This is a genomic window from Proteus sp. G3927 (assembly GCF_963894685.1).
Taxonomy (GTDB): domain Bacteria; phylum Pseudomonadota; class Gammaproteobacteria; order Enterobacterales; family Enterobacteriaceae; genus Proteus; species Proteus mirabilis.
The window spans coordinates 202998-218569 of sequence record NZ_CAWQGX010000028.1 but is presented as its reverse complement, the minus strand read 5'-3'; the positions used below and the strand labels follow the sequence as shown (position 1 = coordinate 218569).

The following is a 15572-nucleotide window of genomic DNA, read 5'->3' as shown; positions in this document are numbered from 1 at the left end:
TCATAATGCAGAACGGCGCAATGAAGGACTGGCTAGATTCCACATTTCTAGCAGGAGAGAATCAGTCTTACATAGAAGAAATCTATGAAGATTACCTAACTGACCCAAACTCTGTTGACGAAAGTTGGAGAGAAATCTTTCAACAACTACCCGTAAGTCAAGGCGCAGAACAGTCGCATTCTCAAACCCGCGACTACTTCAGACGCCTCGCAAAAGAATCCACTCGATATCATACCTCGGTAAGCGATCCTGCAATGGACTCAAAACAAGTTAAAGTTTTGCAGCTCATTAATGCGTTTCGTTTTCGTGGTCACCAAAATGCTAATCTCGATCCGCTTGGTTTATGGAAAAGAGAATCTGTTCCAGATTTAGATCCTGCTTTCCATAATCTCACCAAAGAAGATTTTGAAGAAACCTTTAATGTTGGTTCTTTTGCTATCGGCAAAGAAACCATGAAACTCGGTGATATCTATGAAGCACTGAAACGTATTTACTGCGGTTCTATCGGTGCTGAATATATGCATATTACCAATACAGAAGAAAAACGTTGGATCCAACAACGTTTAGAATCTGTCAATGTTGCAGACCAATTTACTAAAGAAGAAAAAATTCGCTTTTTAGCAGAACTGACTGCAGCTGAAGGGTTAGAACGTTACTTAGGGGCTAAATTCCCAGGAGCAAAACGTTTCTCTTTAGAAGGTGGGGATGCTCTGATCCCAATGTTAAAAGACTTAATTCGTCATGCAGGGAAACAAGATACCCGTGAAGTGGTACTTGGCATGGCTCACCGCGGACGTTTAAACGTTCTGGTTAATATTTTAGGGAAAAAACCGGCAGATTTATTTGATGAATTTGCGGGTATACACAAAGAGCATTTGGGAACTGGTGACGTTAAATATCACCAAGGCTTTTCATCTGATTTTGCAACAGAAGGTGCTCAAGTTCACCTTGCTTTAGCCTTTAACCCATCTCACTTAGAAATTGTGAGTCCGGTTGTTATCGGTTCTGTCCGTGCTCGTCGTGACCGCTTAGATGAAGCGCGCAGTAATATGGTTCTTCCGATCACCATTCATGGTGACGCAGCAGTGACAGGGCAAGGTGTTGTTCAAGAAACACTGAATATGTCACAAGCTCGCGGTTATGAAGTTGGTGGTACGGTTCGTATCGTTATTAATAACCAAGTTGGTTTTACCACATCAAATCCTAAAGATGCCCGTTCAACAGAATACTGCACTGATATTGTGAAAATGGTTCAAGCACCTATTTTCCATGTAAATGCAGATGATCCTGAAGCGGTAGCTTTCGTCACCCGTTTAGCGTTGGATTTCCGTAATACCTTTAAGCGTGATGTGATGATTGACCTTGTTTGTTATCGTCGTCATGGACATAACGAGGCGGATGAGCCAAATGCAACTCAGCCATTGATGTATCAAAAAATCAAAAAACATCCAACACCTCGTAAGATCTATGCTGATAAGTTAGTAGAGCAAGGTTTAATCGAAGCTAATGATGTTACTGAGTTAGTTAATCTCTATCGTGATGCTCTCGATCGTGGTGATTGTGTCGTTGAAGAGTATCGTCCTATGGGGCTACATTCTTATACATGGGAACCTTACTTAAACCATGAATGGAATGAAGAGTATCCGCATAAAGTCGAAAAATCACGCTTACAAGATTTAGCGCGTCGTGTCAGCACAGTACCTTCTGAAATCGCAATGCAATCTCGCGTCGAGAAAATTTATGCCGATCGTGCTGTTATGGCTGAAGGCGAAAAATTACTCGATTGGGGGGCGGCTGAAACCTTAGCGTATGCCACTTTAGTGGATCAAGGTATTACTATTCGCCTCTCTGGTGAAGATGCAGGCCGTGGCACATTCTTCCATCGTCACGCGGTTATTCACAATCAAACCAATGGTTCAGTTTATGTACCATTAGCCAATATTCATAACGCCCAAGGTCAATTTAATGTTTGGGATTCTGTCTTAACAGAAGAAGCGGTATTAGCATTTGAATATGGTTATGCCACTACTGAGCCTCGCGGGCTGACTATTTGGGAAGCGCAATTTGGTGACTTTGCTAACGTAGCACAAGTGGTTATCGACCAATTTATTAGCTCTGGTGAGCAAAAATGGGGTCGTATGTGTGGCTTAGTCATGCTGTTACCTCATGGTTATGAAGGTCAAGGTCCAGAGCACTCATCTGCACGTTTGGAACGCTATCTGCAATTATGTGCAGAGCAAAACATGCAAGTTTGTGTGCCCTCCACACCAGCGCAGGTTTACCATATGTTACGTCGCCAAGCGTTACGTGGCATGCGTCGCCCATTAATCGTTATGTCACCTAAATCACTGTTACGTCATCCATTAGCGGTATCAAGCTTAGATGAATTAGCGGATGGTAAATTCTTACCTGTAATTGGTGAGTTAGATGAATTAAATCCAGCGGATGTGAAACGTGTCGTGATGTGTTCAGGGAAAGTTTACTACGATTTATTAGAACAACGTCGTGCTAATGGGCAAACAGATGTTGCGATTATTCGTATTGAACAGCTATATCCATTCCCTCATGATGATATGGCACAGATTTTGGCACCTTATGCTCATGTGAAAGATTTTATTTGGTGTCAAGAAGAACCGCTAAATCAGGGCGCTTGGTATTGTAGTCAGCATAACTTCCGTGATGCTATTCCTACTGGCGCAACATTACGTTATGCAGGTCGTCCTGCATCAGCTTCTCCAGCTGTTGGTTATACCTCTGTTCATCAGGAGCAACAAAAAGCTCTGGTTGAAGATGCACTGAAAGTTGAATAAATAAGGATAGAAAATGAGTAGTGTAGATATTCTAGTACCGGATCTCCCTGAATCAGTTGCTGACGCGACAGTCGCAACTTGGCATAAAAAACCTGGTGATAGCATTCAACGCGATGAAGTGCTGGTTGAAATTGAAACAGATAAAGTTGTGTTAGAAGTACCGGCGAGTGAAGCTGGGGTGCTGGATAGCATTCTTGAAGAAGAAGGCGCTACGGTAGGTTCACGTCAATTATTAGGACGTATTCGTCTTGGTGATAGCACTGGTATTCCTGCGGATGTGAAACCTGCACAAGATACGACGCCTGCGCAACGTCAAAGTGCAGATATTGTTGCGAAAGAAAGCAATGATGCTCTTAGCCCGACAGCACGTCGTTTAGTCGCTGAACATGATATTAATCCAGCAGATGTAAAAGGCAGTGGTGTTGGTGGACGTTTAACTCGTCAAGATATTGAAAGCCATGTTGCTAATAATAAATCAGCAACAGCAGCCACCGCTGAAGTTTCTCAAGCTGCATTATCGCATCGTAGTGAGAAACGTGTACCAATGACGCGTTTACGCAAACGTGTTGCAGAGCGTTTATTAGAAGCGAAAAATACTACCGCTATGTTGACAACGTTTAACGAAATCAACATGCAGCCTATTAAAAATTTACGTGCGCAATATGGTGAAGCATTCGAAAAACGCCACGGTGTACGTTTAGGCTTTATGTCTTTCTACATTAAAGCGGTAGTTGAAGCGTTAAAACGTTATCCAGAAGTCAATGCGTCTATTGATGGTACTGATGTGGTTTACCACAACTATTTTGATATCAGTATTGCAGTATCAACACCGCGTGGTCTGGTAACACCGGTATTACGTGATGCAGATGCGATGAGCATGGCGGATATTGAGAAAAATATCAAAGCATTAGCAGTGAAAGGTCGTGATGGTAAATTAACCGTTGAAGATTTAACGGGCGGTAATTTTACTATTACTAACGGTGGTGTTTTTGGCTCATTAATGTCAACACCGATTATCAACCCACCACAAAGTGCTATTTTGGGTATGCATGCGATTAAAGATCGCCCAATGGCAGTTGATGGTCAGGTTGTTATTCTACCTATGATGTATCTAGCACTTTCTTATGACCATCGTTTAATTGATGGCCGTGAGTCTGTCGGTTTCTTAGTGACCGTTAAAGAAATGCTAGAAGATCCTGCCCGTTTATTACTGGATGTGTAGGTAATAAATATCGCTTTTAGGCAGGAGATGCTCCTCCTGCCTCTACAGCAACATACACAAGCATCAAAGAAGTACAGTGTGTTCGTGAAGCCAGATTTTTCTGGCTTATAGTCAAAAAAATAAGAAAGTCCGACTTTCAACAAGATTATGGATAGAACATCATGAATTTACACGAGTATCAGGCAAAACAGCTTTTCTCACGGTATGGATTACCAGCACCTGCTGGTTTCGCCTGCTCCACGCCGCGCGAGGCAGAAGAAGCTGCATCAAAAATTGGCCAAGGCCCTTGGGTTGTTAAATGTCAAGTTCACGCGGGTGGACGTGGTAAAGCGGGTGGCGTAAAAGTCGTCAACTCAAAAGAAGAGATCCGCGCATTTGCTGAACAATGGTTAGGCAAACGTTTAGTAACTTATCAAACAGATGCTAATGGCCAACCAGTAACACAAATCTTGGTTGAAGCGGCAACAGATATTGCTAAAGAACTTTATCTTGGTGCTGTTGTTGACCGTGGTACCCGTCGTGTTGTCTTTATGGCTTCTACTGAAGGTGGCGTTGAAATTGAAAAAGTGGCGGAAGAGACGCCAGAGCTTATTCATCGTGCCATTATTGATCCGCTGACAGGACCTATGCCTTATCAGGGACGAGAATTAGCCTTCAAACTCGGTTTAAAAGGCAAACAAGTTAGTCAATTTGCTAAAATATTTATGGGGTTAGCGACGATCTTCTTAGAGCGTGATTTAGCGCTTATTGAGATCAACCCATTAGTGATCACCAAAGATGATGATTTGATTTGTCTTGATGGTAAATTAGGTGTGGACAGTAATGCGTTATTCCGTCAACCGGAAATGCGTGAAATGCATGATCCATCACAAGAAGATCCACGTGAAGCGCAAGCGGCACAATGGGAATTAAATTATGTAGCACTCGATGGCAATATCGGTTGTATGGTTAATGGCGCTGGTTTAGCTATGGGAACCATGGATATCGTTAAACTGCATGGCGGTGAACCTGCTAACTTCCTTGATGTTGGGGGAGGGGCAACCAAAGAGCGTGTTACAGAAGCATTTAAGATTATTTTGTCAGATGAAAATGTCAGTGCTGTATTAGTCAACATTTTCGGTGGCATTGTACGTTGTGACCTTATTGCAGACGGTATTATTGGTGCAGTTGAAGAAGTCGGTGTTAACGTACCAGTTGTTGTTCGTCTTGAAGGAAACAATGCAGAGTTAGGCACTAAAAAATTAGCAGATAGCGGTTTAAATATTATTGCTGCTAAGAGCTTAACGGATGCCGCTAAACAAGTTGTTGCAGCAGCGGAGGCAAAATAATGTCTATTTTAATCGATAAAAACACTAAAGTTATTTGCCAAGGTTTCACTGGAAGCCAAGGAACTTTCCACTCCGAACAAGCTATTGCTTACGGTACTCAAATGGTGGGTGGTGTTACACCGGGTAAAGGTGGTACAACACATTTAGGCTTACCAGTATTTAATACTGTACGTGAAGCAGTGGAAGCAACGGGGGCGACGGCGACGGTTATTTATGTACCAGCACCATTTTGCAAAGACTCTATTTTAGAAGCTATTGATGCAGGTATTAAACTAATTATTACAATTACAGAAGGTATTCCTACGCTGGATATGCTGACTGTAAAAGTAAAATTAGATGAAGCTGGTGTTCGCATGATTGGCCCTAACTGTCCGGGTGTTATTACTCCAGGTGAGTGCAAAATTGGTATTATGCCTGGTCACATTCACTTACCTGGCAAAGTAGGTATTGTCTCTCGTTCAGGTACTTTAACTTATGAAGCAGTAAAACAAACTACTGACGTTGGTTTAGGTCAATCAACCTGTGTTGGTATCGGTGGTGACCCAATTCCGGGATCGAACTTTATTGATATTCTGAAGCTATTCCAAGAAGATCCGCAAACAGAAGCAATTGTTATGATTGGTGAAATTGGTGGTACAGCGGAAGAAGAAGCAGCTGCTTATATCAAAGATCACGTTACCAAACCTGTTGTAGGCTATATTGCTGGTGTTACAGCACCTAAAGGTAAGCGTATGGGGCATGCTGGCGCCATTATTGCGGGTGGTAAAGGTACTGCTGACGAGAAATTTGCCGCATTAGAAGCCGCTGGCGTTAAAACAGTACGTAGTTTAGCTGATATCGGTGATGCTGTTAAATCGCTATTAAATAAGTAACATTTTTGTTAATTACCTCTAGTTAAAACTACATATCATGCCAATCTCTGATCAAACTGGAGATTGGCATTTTTTATTGTTCTATTTTATGGCGCTTTTAGGTGCTGTCAGCAAGTAGTCACGTGTATTTTTGTTCGATTTTATCTCATCTTATTGTTTTTAAATATATTTTTATTTCATTTTTTGTGTGTTAAATAGTGATTTAAACACAGCAATAACGAAAATATGGCGCTAAACAAGAATACCTGAGCCCTGGTTTGCTAAAAAATGCGGAATTTGTTTTGCTCAGCCTAACTGATATGAAGAGTAGGGGAAGGCAAAAAAAGGGATACTTTTAGTATAATTTTTATTCATTAATACTATGTGTATAAGATTTACTATAGTTAATTTATATTGTTTAACGATACCTTATTAGCAGATAACCCCCCTCAATTATTATCATTTGTTAGTATTATTGGAAGGGCACAATCTTGCCCTATTGCAGTATGGTGAAGGTTTCATAGTGAAAAATGTATTATAGATACAATAATGCTCGAAAGAGAAGTTTAATGAGTAGCAGAGTAACCATGCTAAAAAAACGACCTTCTAAAATAACATTAAACTATCAACTATCAGCTAAACTTTAGAGATAAAGCTTACAAATAATCATTCTTCAATACAGTTATGCCATTTTGCTATCCATATTTTAAAAATAAAATGATTATATATTGTTGTTTTATAAAGGAATATTATTTATTTTTATGGCTTAAGGTATGATTGCTATAGAGTGTATGAGTTATTTCTATTCAACGGATAGATACATTATTTATCCTAAATTAAACTTTGTATTAAAAAAAGATTATCATTATAAGAGTTTATTTATATTTTAGGTTCGCTCGATAAAACTAAATTTAAAAAGATAAAAAATTAAAAATTTATTTTCAACTTATTAATTAATAGATTATTTTTTTTAAATATCCCTTTTTTACCTGAAAAAAAATGTTTTTAATATTAGAATTAATGAAATACAGCTAAATATGACTATTTAAATGTATTTATGAAAATAAAAAGTTAATTTTATTATGGAAATTAATGGGAGGTAAATTATACTTAAAAATAAAACCAACAGTAAATTAACATTACGGTAACTATTGGGTAATTTATTCGCAACTAGTTAACATTAAAGTGTTTTTTTGATGTGGGTCAAGTTATTAATTGTGGAAAAATTTTCTAAATATGCTTAAATTGGCACACGATCAAATATGCTGTTACTAACCTAAAAGTCGTATTGTTGACCTAAGCTCAGAATTCAAATCTGGGTCACGCAAAATATATTTATTATATGTAAATATAGGCGTACTATTTGTAAGGTATTGTGTTTTTGGTCTTTAATATTCGTTGTTGTTTTTAGAGGCATTTATTGCTGGTAGTTATGAGGCTTTATTTATTAATTAAAGTCGGGTTGCCGCAAGTCGGTGTCTTCCTGCTAGGAGCAAGGAGTCAAGATGTTTGATATTGTCGAACTGTCACGGTTACAGTTTGCCTTAACAGCGATGTATCACTTCCTGTTTGTCCCATTAACGCTCGGTATGGCGTTTATGTTGGCAATCATGGAAACGATATATGTCCTGTCAGGTAAACAAGTTTACAAAGATATGACAAAGTTCTGGGGTAAGTTATTCGGTATTAACTTTGCTCTGGGTGTCGCAACTGGTTTGACCATGGAGTTCCAATTTGGTACTAACTGGTCATATTTCTCTCATTACGTTGGTGATATCTTCGGTGCGCCTTTAGCAATCGAAGGTCTGATGGCATTCTTCTTAGAATCAACTTTCGTCGGATTATTCTTCTTCGGTTGGGATCGTTTAGGCAAGAAGCAACACTTAATGGTAACTTGGTTAGTTGCCTTCGGTTCTAACTTCTCTGCACTGTGGATCTTAGTCGCAAATGGTTGGATGCAAAACCCTGTTGCTGCAGACTTCAACTTTGAAACCATGCGAATGGAAATGTTGAGTTTTGCTGATCTGGTCTTAAACCCAGTTGCTCAGGTGAAATTTGTTCACACCGTTGCTGCAGGTTACTGTACTGGTGCATTCTTTGTTTTAGGTATCAGCTCTTACTACCTACTCAAAGGTCGTGATATCGGTTTTGCAAAACGTTCTTTCGCTGTTGCGGCAACCTTTGGTATCGCTGCGGTACTATCTGTTATCGTACTGGGTGATGAATCTGGTTATGAAATGGGTGACGTACAAAAAACCAAATTGGCTGCCATTGAAGGTGAGTGGCACACACAGCCTGCGCCAGCTTCCTTTAACTTGATTGCATTCCCTAATCAAGAAAAAATGGAAAACTCATTTGCTATTGAAATTCCATATGTAATGGGGATCATCACAACGCGCTCTTTTGATACGCCGGTATTAGGTCTACATGATCTGATGAGTCAGCATGAAGTGCGTATTCGTAATGGTATGAAGGCGTATGACCTATTAACTGAATTGCGTTCAGGTAACACTGATCCTGCCGTACGAGCTGCATTTAATGAGTCTAAAAAAGACTTAGGCTACGGTCTATTATTGAAGCGTTATACTCAAAATGTTTCTGATGCAACTGAAGAACAAATTAAGTCAGCTGCAAAAGACTCTATTCCTAACGTCGCACCACTTTTCTGGTCATTCCGTATCATGGTTGCTGCCGGCTTCCTGATGTTATTGGTTGTTGCGATCTCTTTCTGGACTGTTCTGTCTAACCGTATCGGTAACTACAAATGGTTACTGCGTGCTGCGCTATTTAGTATTCCATTACCATGGATTGCTGTTGAAGCGGGCTGGTTTGTTGCAGAATATGGACGTCAACCATGGGCGATTGGTGAAATCTTGCCTACGGCTGTAGCAACTTCTTCACTGACACAGGCTGATATTCTCGTTTCTATGGGACTTATCTGCGGTCTGTATACTCTGTTCCTCGTTGCCGAAATGTTCCTGATGTTCAAATTTGGTCGCCTTGGCCCAAGTAGTCTGAAAACGGGTCGCTATCACTTTGAACAGAAGACAGCTTCTTCTGCACAAAGTAAGTAACACAGGAGTCCACTATGTTTGATTATGAAGTATTGCGGTTTGTTTGGTGGCTACTGATTGGTATCTTACTGATCGGCTTTGCGGTCACCGATGGTTTTGATATGGGTGTTGGTGTGTTATTGCGCGTCATTGCAAAAGATGACACAGAACGCCGTATTTTAATTAACTCTGTTGCACCTCACTGGGATGGTAACCAAGTTTGGTTAATCACTGCTGGTGGTGCATTATTCGCTGCATGGCCAATGGTATATGCTGCGGCATTCTCTGGTTTCTATTTTGGTATGATCTTCGTACTGGCGGCATTATTCTTCCGCCCAGTAGGTTTTGACTACCGTTCTAAATTAGAATCACCAAAATGGCGTGGTATGTGGGATTGGGGTATCTTTATTGGTAGCTTTGTTCCACCATTAGTTATCGGTGTTGCTTTTGGTAACCTGTTACAAGGTGTTCCATTAGAAGTCGATAGCATGCAACGTGTATCTTATAATGGTACAACTAACGCACTAATTAACCTGTTAAGCCTATTAAACCCATATGGTTTATTAGCTGGTGTTATTAGCTTAATGATGATTGTGGCACAGGGTGCTAGCTATCTTCAAATGCGTACTACCGGTGAGCTGCATGAGCGTACTCGTAAAGCAACTTACATTACCTCTTTAATCACTTTTATTGCTTTTGCATTAGCAGGCGTGTGGTTAATCTACGGTATTGATGGCTTTATTATCACTAGTGCGGTTGATACTGCGGGTCCTTCTTCTCCGTTGTTGAAAACAGTTTCTCACGAAGCTGGCGCTTGGATGACGAACTACAACAACTATCCTATTTTATGGATCTTACCGGCATTAGGTCTGTTAAGTCCTTTATTAGCGGTTGTTGCAACTAAAGCAAACAAAGGAGCTTGGGCATTCCTGTTCACTTCACTGACTATTGCTTGTGTTATCCTAACGTTTGGTGTAACCCTGTTCCCATTCATTATGCCATCAAGCACATTCCCTGATGTAAGCTTGACAATTTGGGATGCAACTTCAAGCCTGTTCACTTTACAAGTGATGACAGTAGTCGCGATTATCTTTGTACCTATCGTTCTCCTCTACACTATCTGGTGTTACTGGAAAATGCATGGTCGCCTCGATAAGAAATTTATCGAAGGCAATAATCATACTCTTTACTAAGGAGCATAGAGAATGTGGTATTTTGCATGGCTTCTCGGCACACTCTTCGCTTGTAGTATTGCGGTGATCGCAGGACTGGCTTATGAGCACGCTGAAGCGAAAAAAACTTCAGAAAGTGAAGAATAATGTTGGATAAAAGTTACCAACTACTTAACAAGGGCCCAATTAGGGCTCTTGTTTTAATCATGGCTCTAGCAATGGCATTTTGTGTTATGTGGGATCCGAGTCGATTCGCGGCTAATACAAGCTCATTAGCGATTTGGCAAGGAATATTACTGATTTGGGCTGTATGTGCAGGGGCAGTTTTTGGCTTAGCCTATCGTCCTAAACATGTCGTAGCGCAATATCTATTACATCCCATTCCCGCCATTATTATTTTAGTTGTAGGGCTATATTATTTCTTCTTCTAATCAAAATGCCTTATTTTAACCTCTAGTAAGTGGCGTAAAATAAGGCATTCACTTCTTGTATATGGGTTATGCAATATTCCCCCTCACCTTTTAGGGCATAGAATTAATTCTCTCTTTTAAAAAATCAATAAATAGACGGGTTTTTCTTGGCATATGTTCACCATGTGGAAAAATGACATTAATAGATTGATTTAATAAGGTAAGTTCAGGAATAGGGCTAACAAGTTCACCCTGTGTTATTTCTTGTTGAATGTACCACTCTGGTAATATAGTCATTCCCATTTGTTTGAGTGCCATCTGTTTTAATGCACTAATAGTATTCGTTTCGAAAAGTGCCATTGAGTGCAATTGTGAAAATAGTTGATTGATTTTTTCTTGTTGGCTGAGTTTGCTATGGCGTAAATTGCTGTTTGCAAGATAGGGAACTGCCGCTAAATCTGCAATTTCTTGGATAGGATATTTTTTCAATAAATGTGGTGATACCACTAATTTGATTGTGTAATCTGCTAATTTGCGATAGCGATAATTACTGTCTTTTAATGCGCCAAGGCGTATCGCCAAATCTAACTTATGATTGATAAGATCATCAATAGAAGAATTGAATATATATTGCACTTTTAGTTGAGGGTGTAAACACATAAATTGATGTAAAAGTGGCAATATATAATGTTCACCAAATTCAGCCGTTGAAGTTAATCGTAAAGTTCCCTGTAAGTTTTGTTGTCCTAACCGTGCCTTATCTAATGTTTGTTCGAGTTGAACTAAAACTTGACGAAAATCTTGATAAAGGATTTCTCCCGTTTCAGTTAATGTGAAGCGCCGAGTATTCCGATTAAGAAGAGATACATTTAATTCCGTTTCTAATGCTTTAATATGAATACTCACCATTGATTTACTTAAGCGTAAATACTTTGCTGCTTGTGTAAAAGAGCCTGTATCTACTACGGCGATAAAAGAACGAATTCGGTCTATTTGATTTTGCATGATTGTTTACTCTGATTAAACAATAAGTTCTATTTTGTCAGATAGACGATATTCGTCAATCTTTCGTACCCTATAAGGCGGAGGATTGCTATGTCTTATCGTTATCAAATAGCCATTATTTTTTTACTGGGTTTTTTTATTGATTGTATAAATATTTTTATGTCGGCAATTGCATTACCAGCAATTGCAGCGGATATGAAGGTATCTATCGTCTCCATTACATGGGTATCAAATAGTTATATTTTAGGTTTAACACTGATTATTCCATTGAGTCACTGGTTATCTCAACGTTTTGGCGTGAGAGTATTAATGGTCAGCTCGATGTTGATATTTAGTGCTTCTGTGGCGTTAGTAGGCTATTCACACTCATTTTTTGAGCTGATTTTATGGCGTTTTATTCAAGGTCTTAGTGGTGGATTATTAATTCCCATCGGCCAAGCTCTAACATTTCAGTATTTTCAAGGGCATGAAAGAAGCAAAGTCTCAACTTTAATTATGGCTGTTGCTCTTATTGCACCTGCAATTTCTCCCACAATAGGTGGGTTTATCGTTGATGCTGTATCTTGGCGTTGGGTTTTTTATAGTAATGTGCCTTTTTCATTACTTACTGCGTTTTTGGCTTTTATTTGGGTAAAAGAGTCTAAATCACAAGAAAATATAATACCAGATCTTAAAGGGATCTTATTAATCAGTATTATTATCGTATCAGGGTTATGTGCATTATCTGCTTACGGTGAGTATCACTCTACACAATTAGCATTAGTCATCAGTTTTTTTGCTGCATTATTTTCTCTTCTTTATTATCGTCATTATAAACAGAGTTTATCACCGGTAATTAATCTAAATTTATTAAAAAATAGAAACTTATCACTTTCCATTTTTCTCTATTACTGTATTCCAGGTGTTTTTACTGGTGTAAATATTCTGGCGATTTTTTATTTACAACAATATCTCCATTTTTCGGGGCAGGGTACAGGCAGTTTTATGCTGCTATATGCTATAGGTGCATTTATTTCCATTATTGTTGGTGGTGCACTTTATAATAAATTGGGTATGAAGCGCTTAGCTATATTCGCTTTAATTCTGCACAGTATTGGTATTGCATTATTAGCATTAGTAGATAAAGAAAGCGACCTGCCTTTATTAATACTCGCTTATTTAATGATGGGAATTGGCGGAGGGATCGGTGCAAATACAGCACAAACAACGGCCCTTTATGACTTTGATAAACAAAGGCTTATTCAAGCTAGTGTTATTTGGAATATAAATCGTCAAGTTGTATTTAGTGTTGGCGCGACACTTGTTGCAATGATCTTCAACACATTATCTCTTTTTGTATCGTCACAAATGGCTTATAGCACGACATTTTTTATCTGTGCAACCATAGGATTATTTCCGCTATTTCTTTTCATATTGTTAAAGCAAAAAACAAACTTACAGGAAACAAATCATGAGCATTAAAATAGACCCATTAATAGAAAGTGTGCAAGTGTTGCATAATGAGATTGAAACTGTTTTTACTCAAACCCCTATTTCTACACAGGCATTAAAAAATATAGAAATGTTACTTGCCAACACGTTTTCTATGATTGGTATAACAGGAAAGAAAATAAATTATGATGATGTAATGGCAATGTTTTCTCGTAATGCAGGGAAAAGGCCAGAATTGAGGATTGAAACAGATAGCTATAACATTATTTACCAATCTGAACATTGGGCAACGGTGAGCTATCGTGAAACGCATTATGAAAATAAGAAGATTCTCACCCGTCAATCTGTGGTGGTTTTGAGACGCACGTCTCTAAATTATCAATGGCAGTGGTATTACTTGCATGAAACACCTGTATTAGATAATTGATTGATTTTAATAAAAAACCAGTAATAAGACTGGTTTTTTTATTGGTTGGGAAAAAGTTTGAATCAGAGTGCTAAACTATTAATTGTTAATTAGCAAGCATTTTAATGCTGAACTAATAAAAATATTTTTTCTATTCAGGCGCTAAAGCATATTGCGTGTTGCAAAGAAGAGTTTATGATTGGCGTCTGAAAACGGTGTTTTCTATTCTTTACGTTACTATGATTCCCTTAGAGGCACCTCTTAAGTATAGTTAACAAATCTATAGCTTAATTATTTATGGGATTACTCAAGGAATGTAAGGACGGAATTATGCGGTTTCTTTGGCCAGTTCGTGTCTATTACGAAGATACTGATGCCGGTGGTGTGGTCTATCATGCCAGTTATTTAAAATATTTTGAACGTGCAAGAACAGAATTACTCAGAGAAAAAGGTTTTTATCAGCATGATTTACGGGAGTATGATCATGTTGCGTTTGTTGTGCGTAAATTAACCATTGACTATATTGCGCCAGCACGGCTTGATGAGCTTCTGAAAGTAGAAAGTGAAATTACTACATTACGTGGTGCATCAATGACATTTTCTCAAAAGCTTATCAATCAAGATGGTGTGGTACTGTGTAGGGCAGATGTATTAGTTGTCTGCGTTGATTCATTAAAAATGAAGCCTGTAGGGCTTCCTAAGTCCATTATCGCGGAGTTTAAGTAGTGGCTGACATGAATGTTATCGATCTCTTTCTAAAAGCGGGGCTTTTAGTTAAGTTGATCATGTTGTTATTAATCGGATTTTCTATTGCCTCATGGGCGATCATTATTCAACGTACGAAAGTATTGAATGCAGCAGATCGTGAAGCGGCAGATTTTGAAGATAAATTCTGGTCAGGCACTGATTTGGCTCGTCTATATAAAGAAAGCCAAGCTCGTCGTGACGAGTTATCAGGGGCAGAACAAATTTTTCATTCTGGTTTTAAAGAGTTTGCACGACTACATCAAGCGAATGTTCATGCACCCGATGCCGTTGTTAATGGGGCTTCCCGTGCAATGCGTGTTTCATTTAATCGTGAATTAGAGTCCTTAGAAACGCATATTCCTTTTTTAGGTACGGTGGGGTCAATTAGTCCTTATATTGGCTTATTCGGTACGGTATGGGGGATTATGCATGCATTTATCGCTTTAGGTAGCGTTAAACAGGCAACTTTACAGATGGTGGCACCCGGTATTGCTGAAGCGTTGATTGCAACAGCCATTGGTTTATTTGCGGCCATCCCCGCAGTTATGGCTTATAACCGCTTTACGCAACGTGTAAATAAGTTGGAACAAAGTTACGATAACTTTATGGAAGAGTTCCTGACGATTTTACATCGCCAAGCTTTTGTCTCCGCAGAAAAGAAATAGTTAAGGCAAAAGGAGAGAGCTGATGGCACGAGGTCGCAGTAGCCGCCGAGGCGTAAAATCAGAAATTAATATAGTACCTTTGCTTGATGTGTTATTGGTGCTTTTGCTGATTTTTATGGCAACAGCGCCAATTATTTCACAAAGTGTTGAGGTTGATCTTCCACAAGCAACAGAAACACAGACTGTTTCAACCAGTGATAACCCGCCTGTAATTGTCGAAGTTGCTGGAGTGGGGCAATATAATATCCGTGTTGAACAAGAGGTTTTAGAGCTTTTACCTCAAGAACAGATTATGGCTGAAGCAAAACGACAATTAGAAAAAAACCCGAAAGCGGTCTTTCTTATTGGTGGCGCTAAAGATGTTCCTTATGATGAGATAATTAAAGCACTCAACATGTTACGTCAAGCGGGTGTTAAGTCTGTCGGTTTAATGACTCAGCCTCTTTAGTAGGCTGAAATAAGTTTGGATAAT

The 15572-nt window shown here is 39.1% G+C and carries 14 protein-coding genes; 13 read left to right on the top strand and 1 reads right to left on the bottom strand.

What is annotated here, in order from left to right:
* The first annotated feature begins 5 nt into the window (after positions 1 to 5).
* From sucA to ybgE, 8 genes are all read left to right on the top strand, one after another.
* Positions 6 to 2810 carry a 2-oxoglutarate dehydrogenase E1 component gene (gene sucA, locus AACV00_RS12265; protein WP_004244418.1) on the top strand — a complete coding sequence of 935 codons (2805 nt, stop codon included), beginning with the start codon at positions 6 to 8 and terminating at the stop codon, positions 2808 to 2810.
* 13 nt (positions 2811 to 2823) lie between these two features.
* Positions 2824 to 4032: a 2-oxoglutarate dehydrogenase complex dihydrolipoyllysine-residue succinyltransferase gene (odhB, locus tag AACV00_RS12260; protein WP_161680304.1), complete on the top strand. Its 1209-nt coding sequence runs from the start codon at positions 2824 to 2826 to the stop codon at positions 4030 to 4032.
* 161 nt (positions 4033 to 4193) lie between these two features.
* Positions 4194 to 5360: an ADP-forming succinate--CoA ligase subunit beta gene (sucC, locus tag AACV00_RS12255; RefSeq protein ID WP_004244420.1), complete on the top strand. Its 1167-nt coding sequence runs from the start codon at positions 4194 to 4196 to the stop codon at positions 5358 to 5360.
* Complete coding sequence (sucD, locus tag AACV00_RS12250; RefSeq protein ID WP_004244421.1) at positions 5360 to 6232, top strand: succinate--CoA ligase subunit alpha; 873 nt, start codon at positions 5360 to 5362, stop codon at positions 6230 to 6232. The genes sucC and sucD overlap by 1 nt, the downstream gene beginning before the upstream one ends.
* A gap of 1484 nt (positions 6233 to 7716) precedes the next feature.
* On the top strand, positions 7717 to 9285 hold the full coding sequence (gene cydA / locus AACV00_RS12245) for a cytochrome ubiquinol oxidase subunit I (RefSeq protein WP_161680302.1): 1569 nt from the start codon (positions 7717 to 7719) through the stop codon (positions 9283 to 9285).
* Between the two features lie 14 nt (positions 9286 to 9299).
* Positions 9300 to 10457 carry a cytochrome d ubiquinol oxidase subunit II gene (cydB, locus tag AACV00_RS12240; protein WP_004244423.1) on the top strand — a complete coding sequence of 386 codons (1158 nt, stop codon included), beginning with the start codon at positions 9300 to 9302 and terminating at the stop codon, positions 10455 to 10457.
* 12 nt (positions 10458 to 10469) lie between these two features.
* Positions 10470 to 10583, top strand: a complete 114-nt coding sequence (gene cydX, locus AACV00_RS12235) for a cytochrome bd-I oxidase subunit CydX (RefSeq protein ID WP_004244425.1) — start codon at positions 10470 to 10472, stop codon at positions 10581 to 10583.
* A complete protein-coding gene (ybgE, locus tag AACV00_RS12230; protein ID WP_004244426.1) occupies positions 10583 to 10867 on the top strand; it encodes a cyd operon protein YbgE in 285 nt (94 codons plus the stop codon). Before cydX ends, ybgE begins: the two co-directional genes overlap by 1 nt.
* A 90-nt stretch (positions 10868 to 10957) precedes the next feature.
* Here the strand turns inward: ybgE and AACV00_RS12225 are convergent, their stop codons facing one another.
* Positions 10958 to 11851 carry a LysR family transcriptional regulator gene (locus AACV00_RS12225; protein WP_004247548.1) on the bottom strand — a complete coding sequence of 298 codons (894 nt, stop codon included), beginning with the start codon at positions 11849 to 11851 and terminating at the stop codon, positions 10958 to 10960.
* Positions 11852 to 11941: 90 nt separating this feature from the next.
* Here AACV00_RS12225 and AACV00_RS12220 point away from each other — a divergent pair, with 90 nt between their 5' ends.
* From AACV00_RS12220 to tolR, 5 genes are all read left to right on the top strand, one after another.
* Complete coding sequence (locus AACV00_RS12220) at positions 11942 to 13312, top strand: MFS transporter (protein WP_049203644.1); 1371 nt, start codon at positions 11942 to 11944, stop codon at positions 13310 to 13312.
* Entirely contained in the window at positions 13302 to 13709 is a 408-nt protein-coding gene (locus AACV00_RS12215; protein ID WP_036919986.1) for a hypothetical protein, read from the top strand. Before AACV00_RS12220 ends, AACV00_RS12215 begins: the two co-directional genes overlap by 11 nt.
* Positions 13710 to 14018: 309 nt before the next feature.
* Positions 14019 to 14414 (top strand): tol-pal system-associated acyl-CoA thioesterase, encoded by a 396-nt coding sequence (gene ybgC, locus AACV00_RS12210; protein ID WP_004247549.1) that lies wholly within the window; start codon positions 14019 to 14021, stop codon positions 14412 to 14414.
* Positions 14414 to 15100: a Tol-Pal system protein TolQ gene (gene tolQ, locus AACV00_RS12205; RefSeq protein ID WP_004244434.1), complete on the top strand. Its 687-nt coding sequence runs from the start codon at positions 14414 to 14416 to the stop codon at positions 15098 to 15100. Before ybgC ends, tolQ begins: the two co-directional genes overlap by 1 nt.
* A gap of 22 nt (positions 15101 to 15122) precedes the next feature.
* Positions 15123 to 15548 carry a colicin uptake protein TolR gene (gene tolR, locus AACV00_RS12200; RefSeq protein ID WP_004244435.1) on the top strand — a complete coding sequence of 142 codons (426 nt, stop codon included), beginning with the start codon at positions 15123 to 15125 and terminating at the stop codon, positions 15546 to 15548.
* The last annotated feature ends 24 nt before the right edge of the window (positions 15549 to 15572 follow it).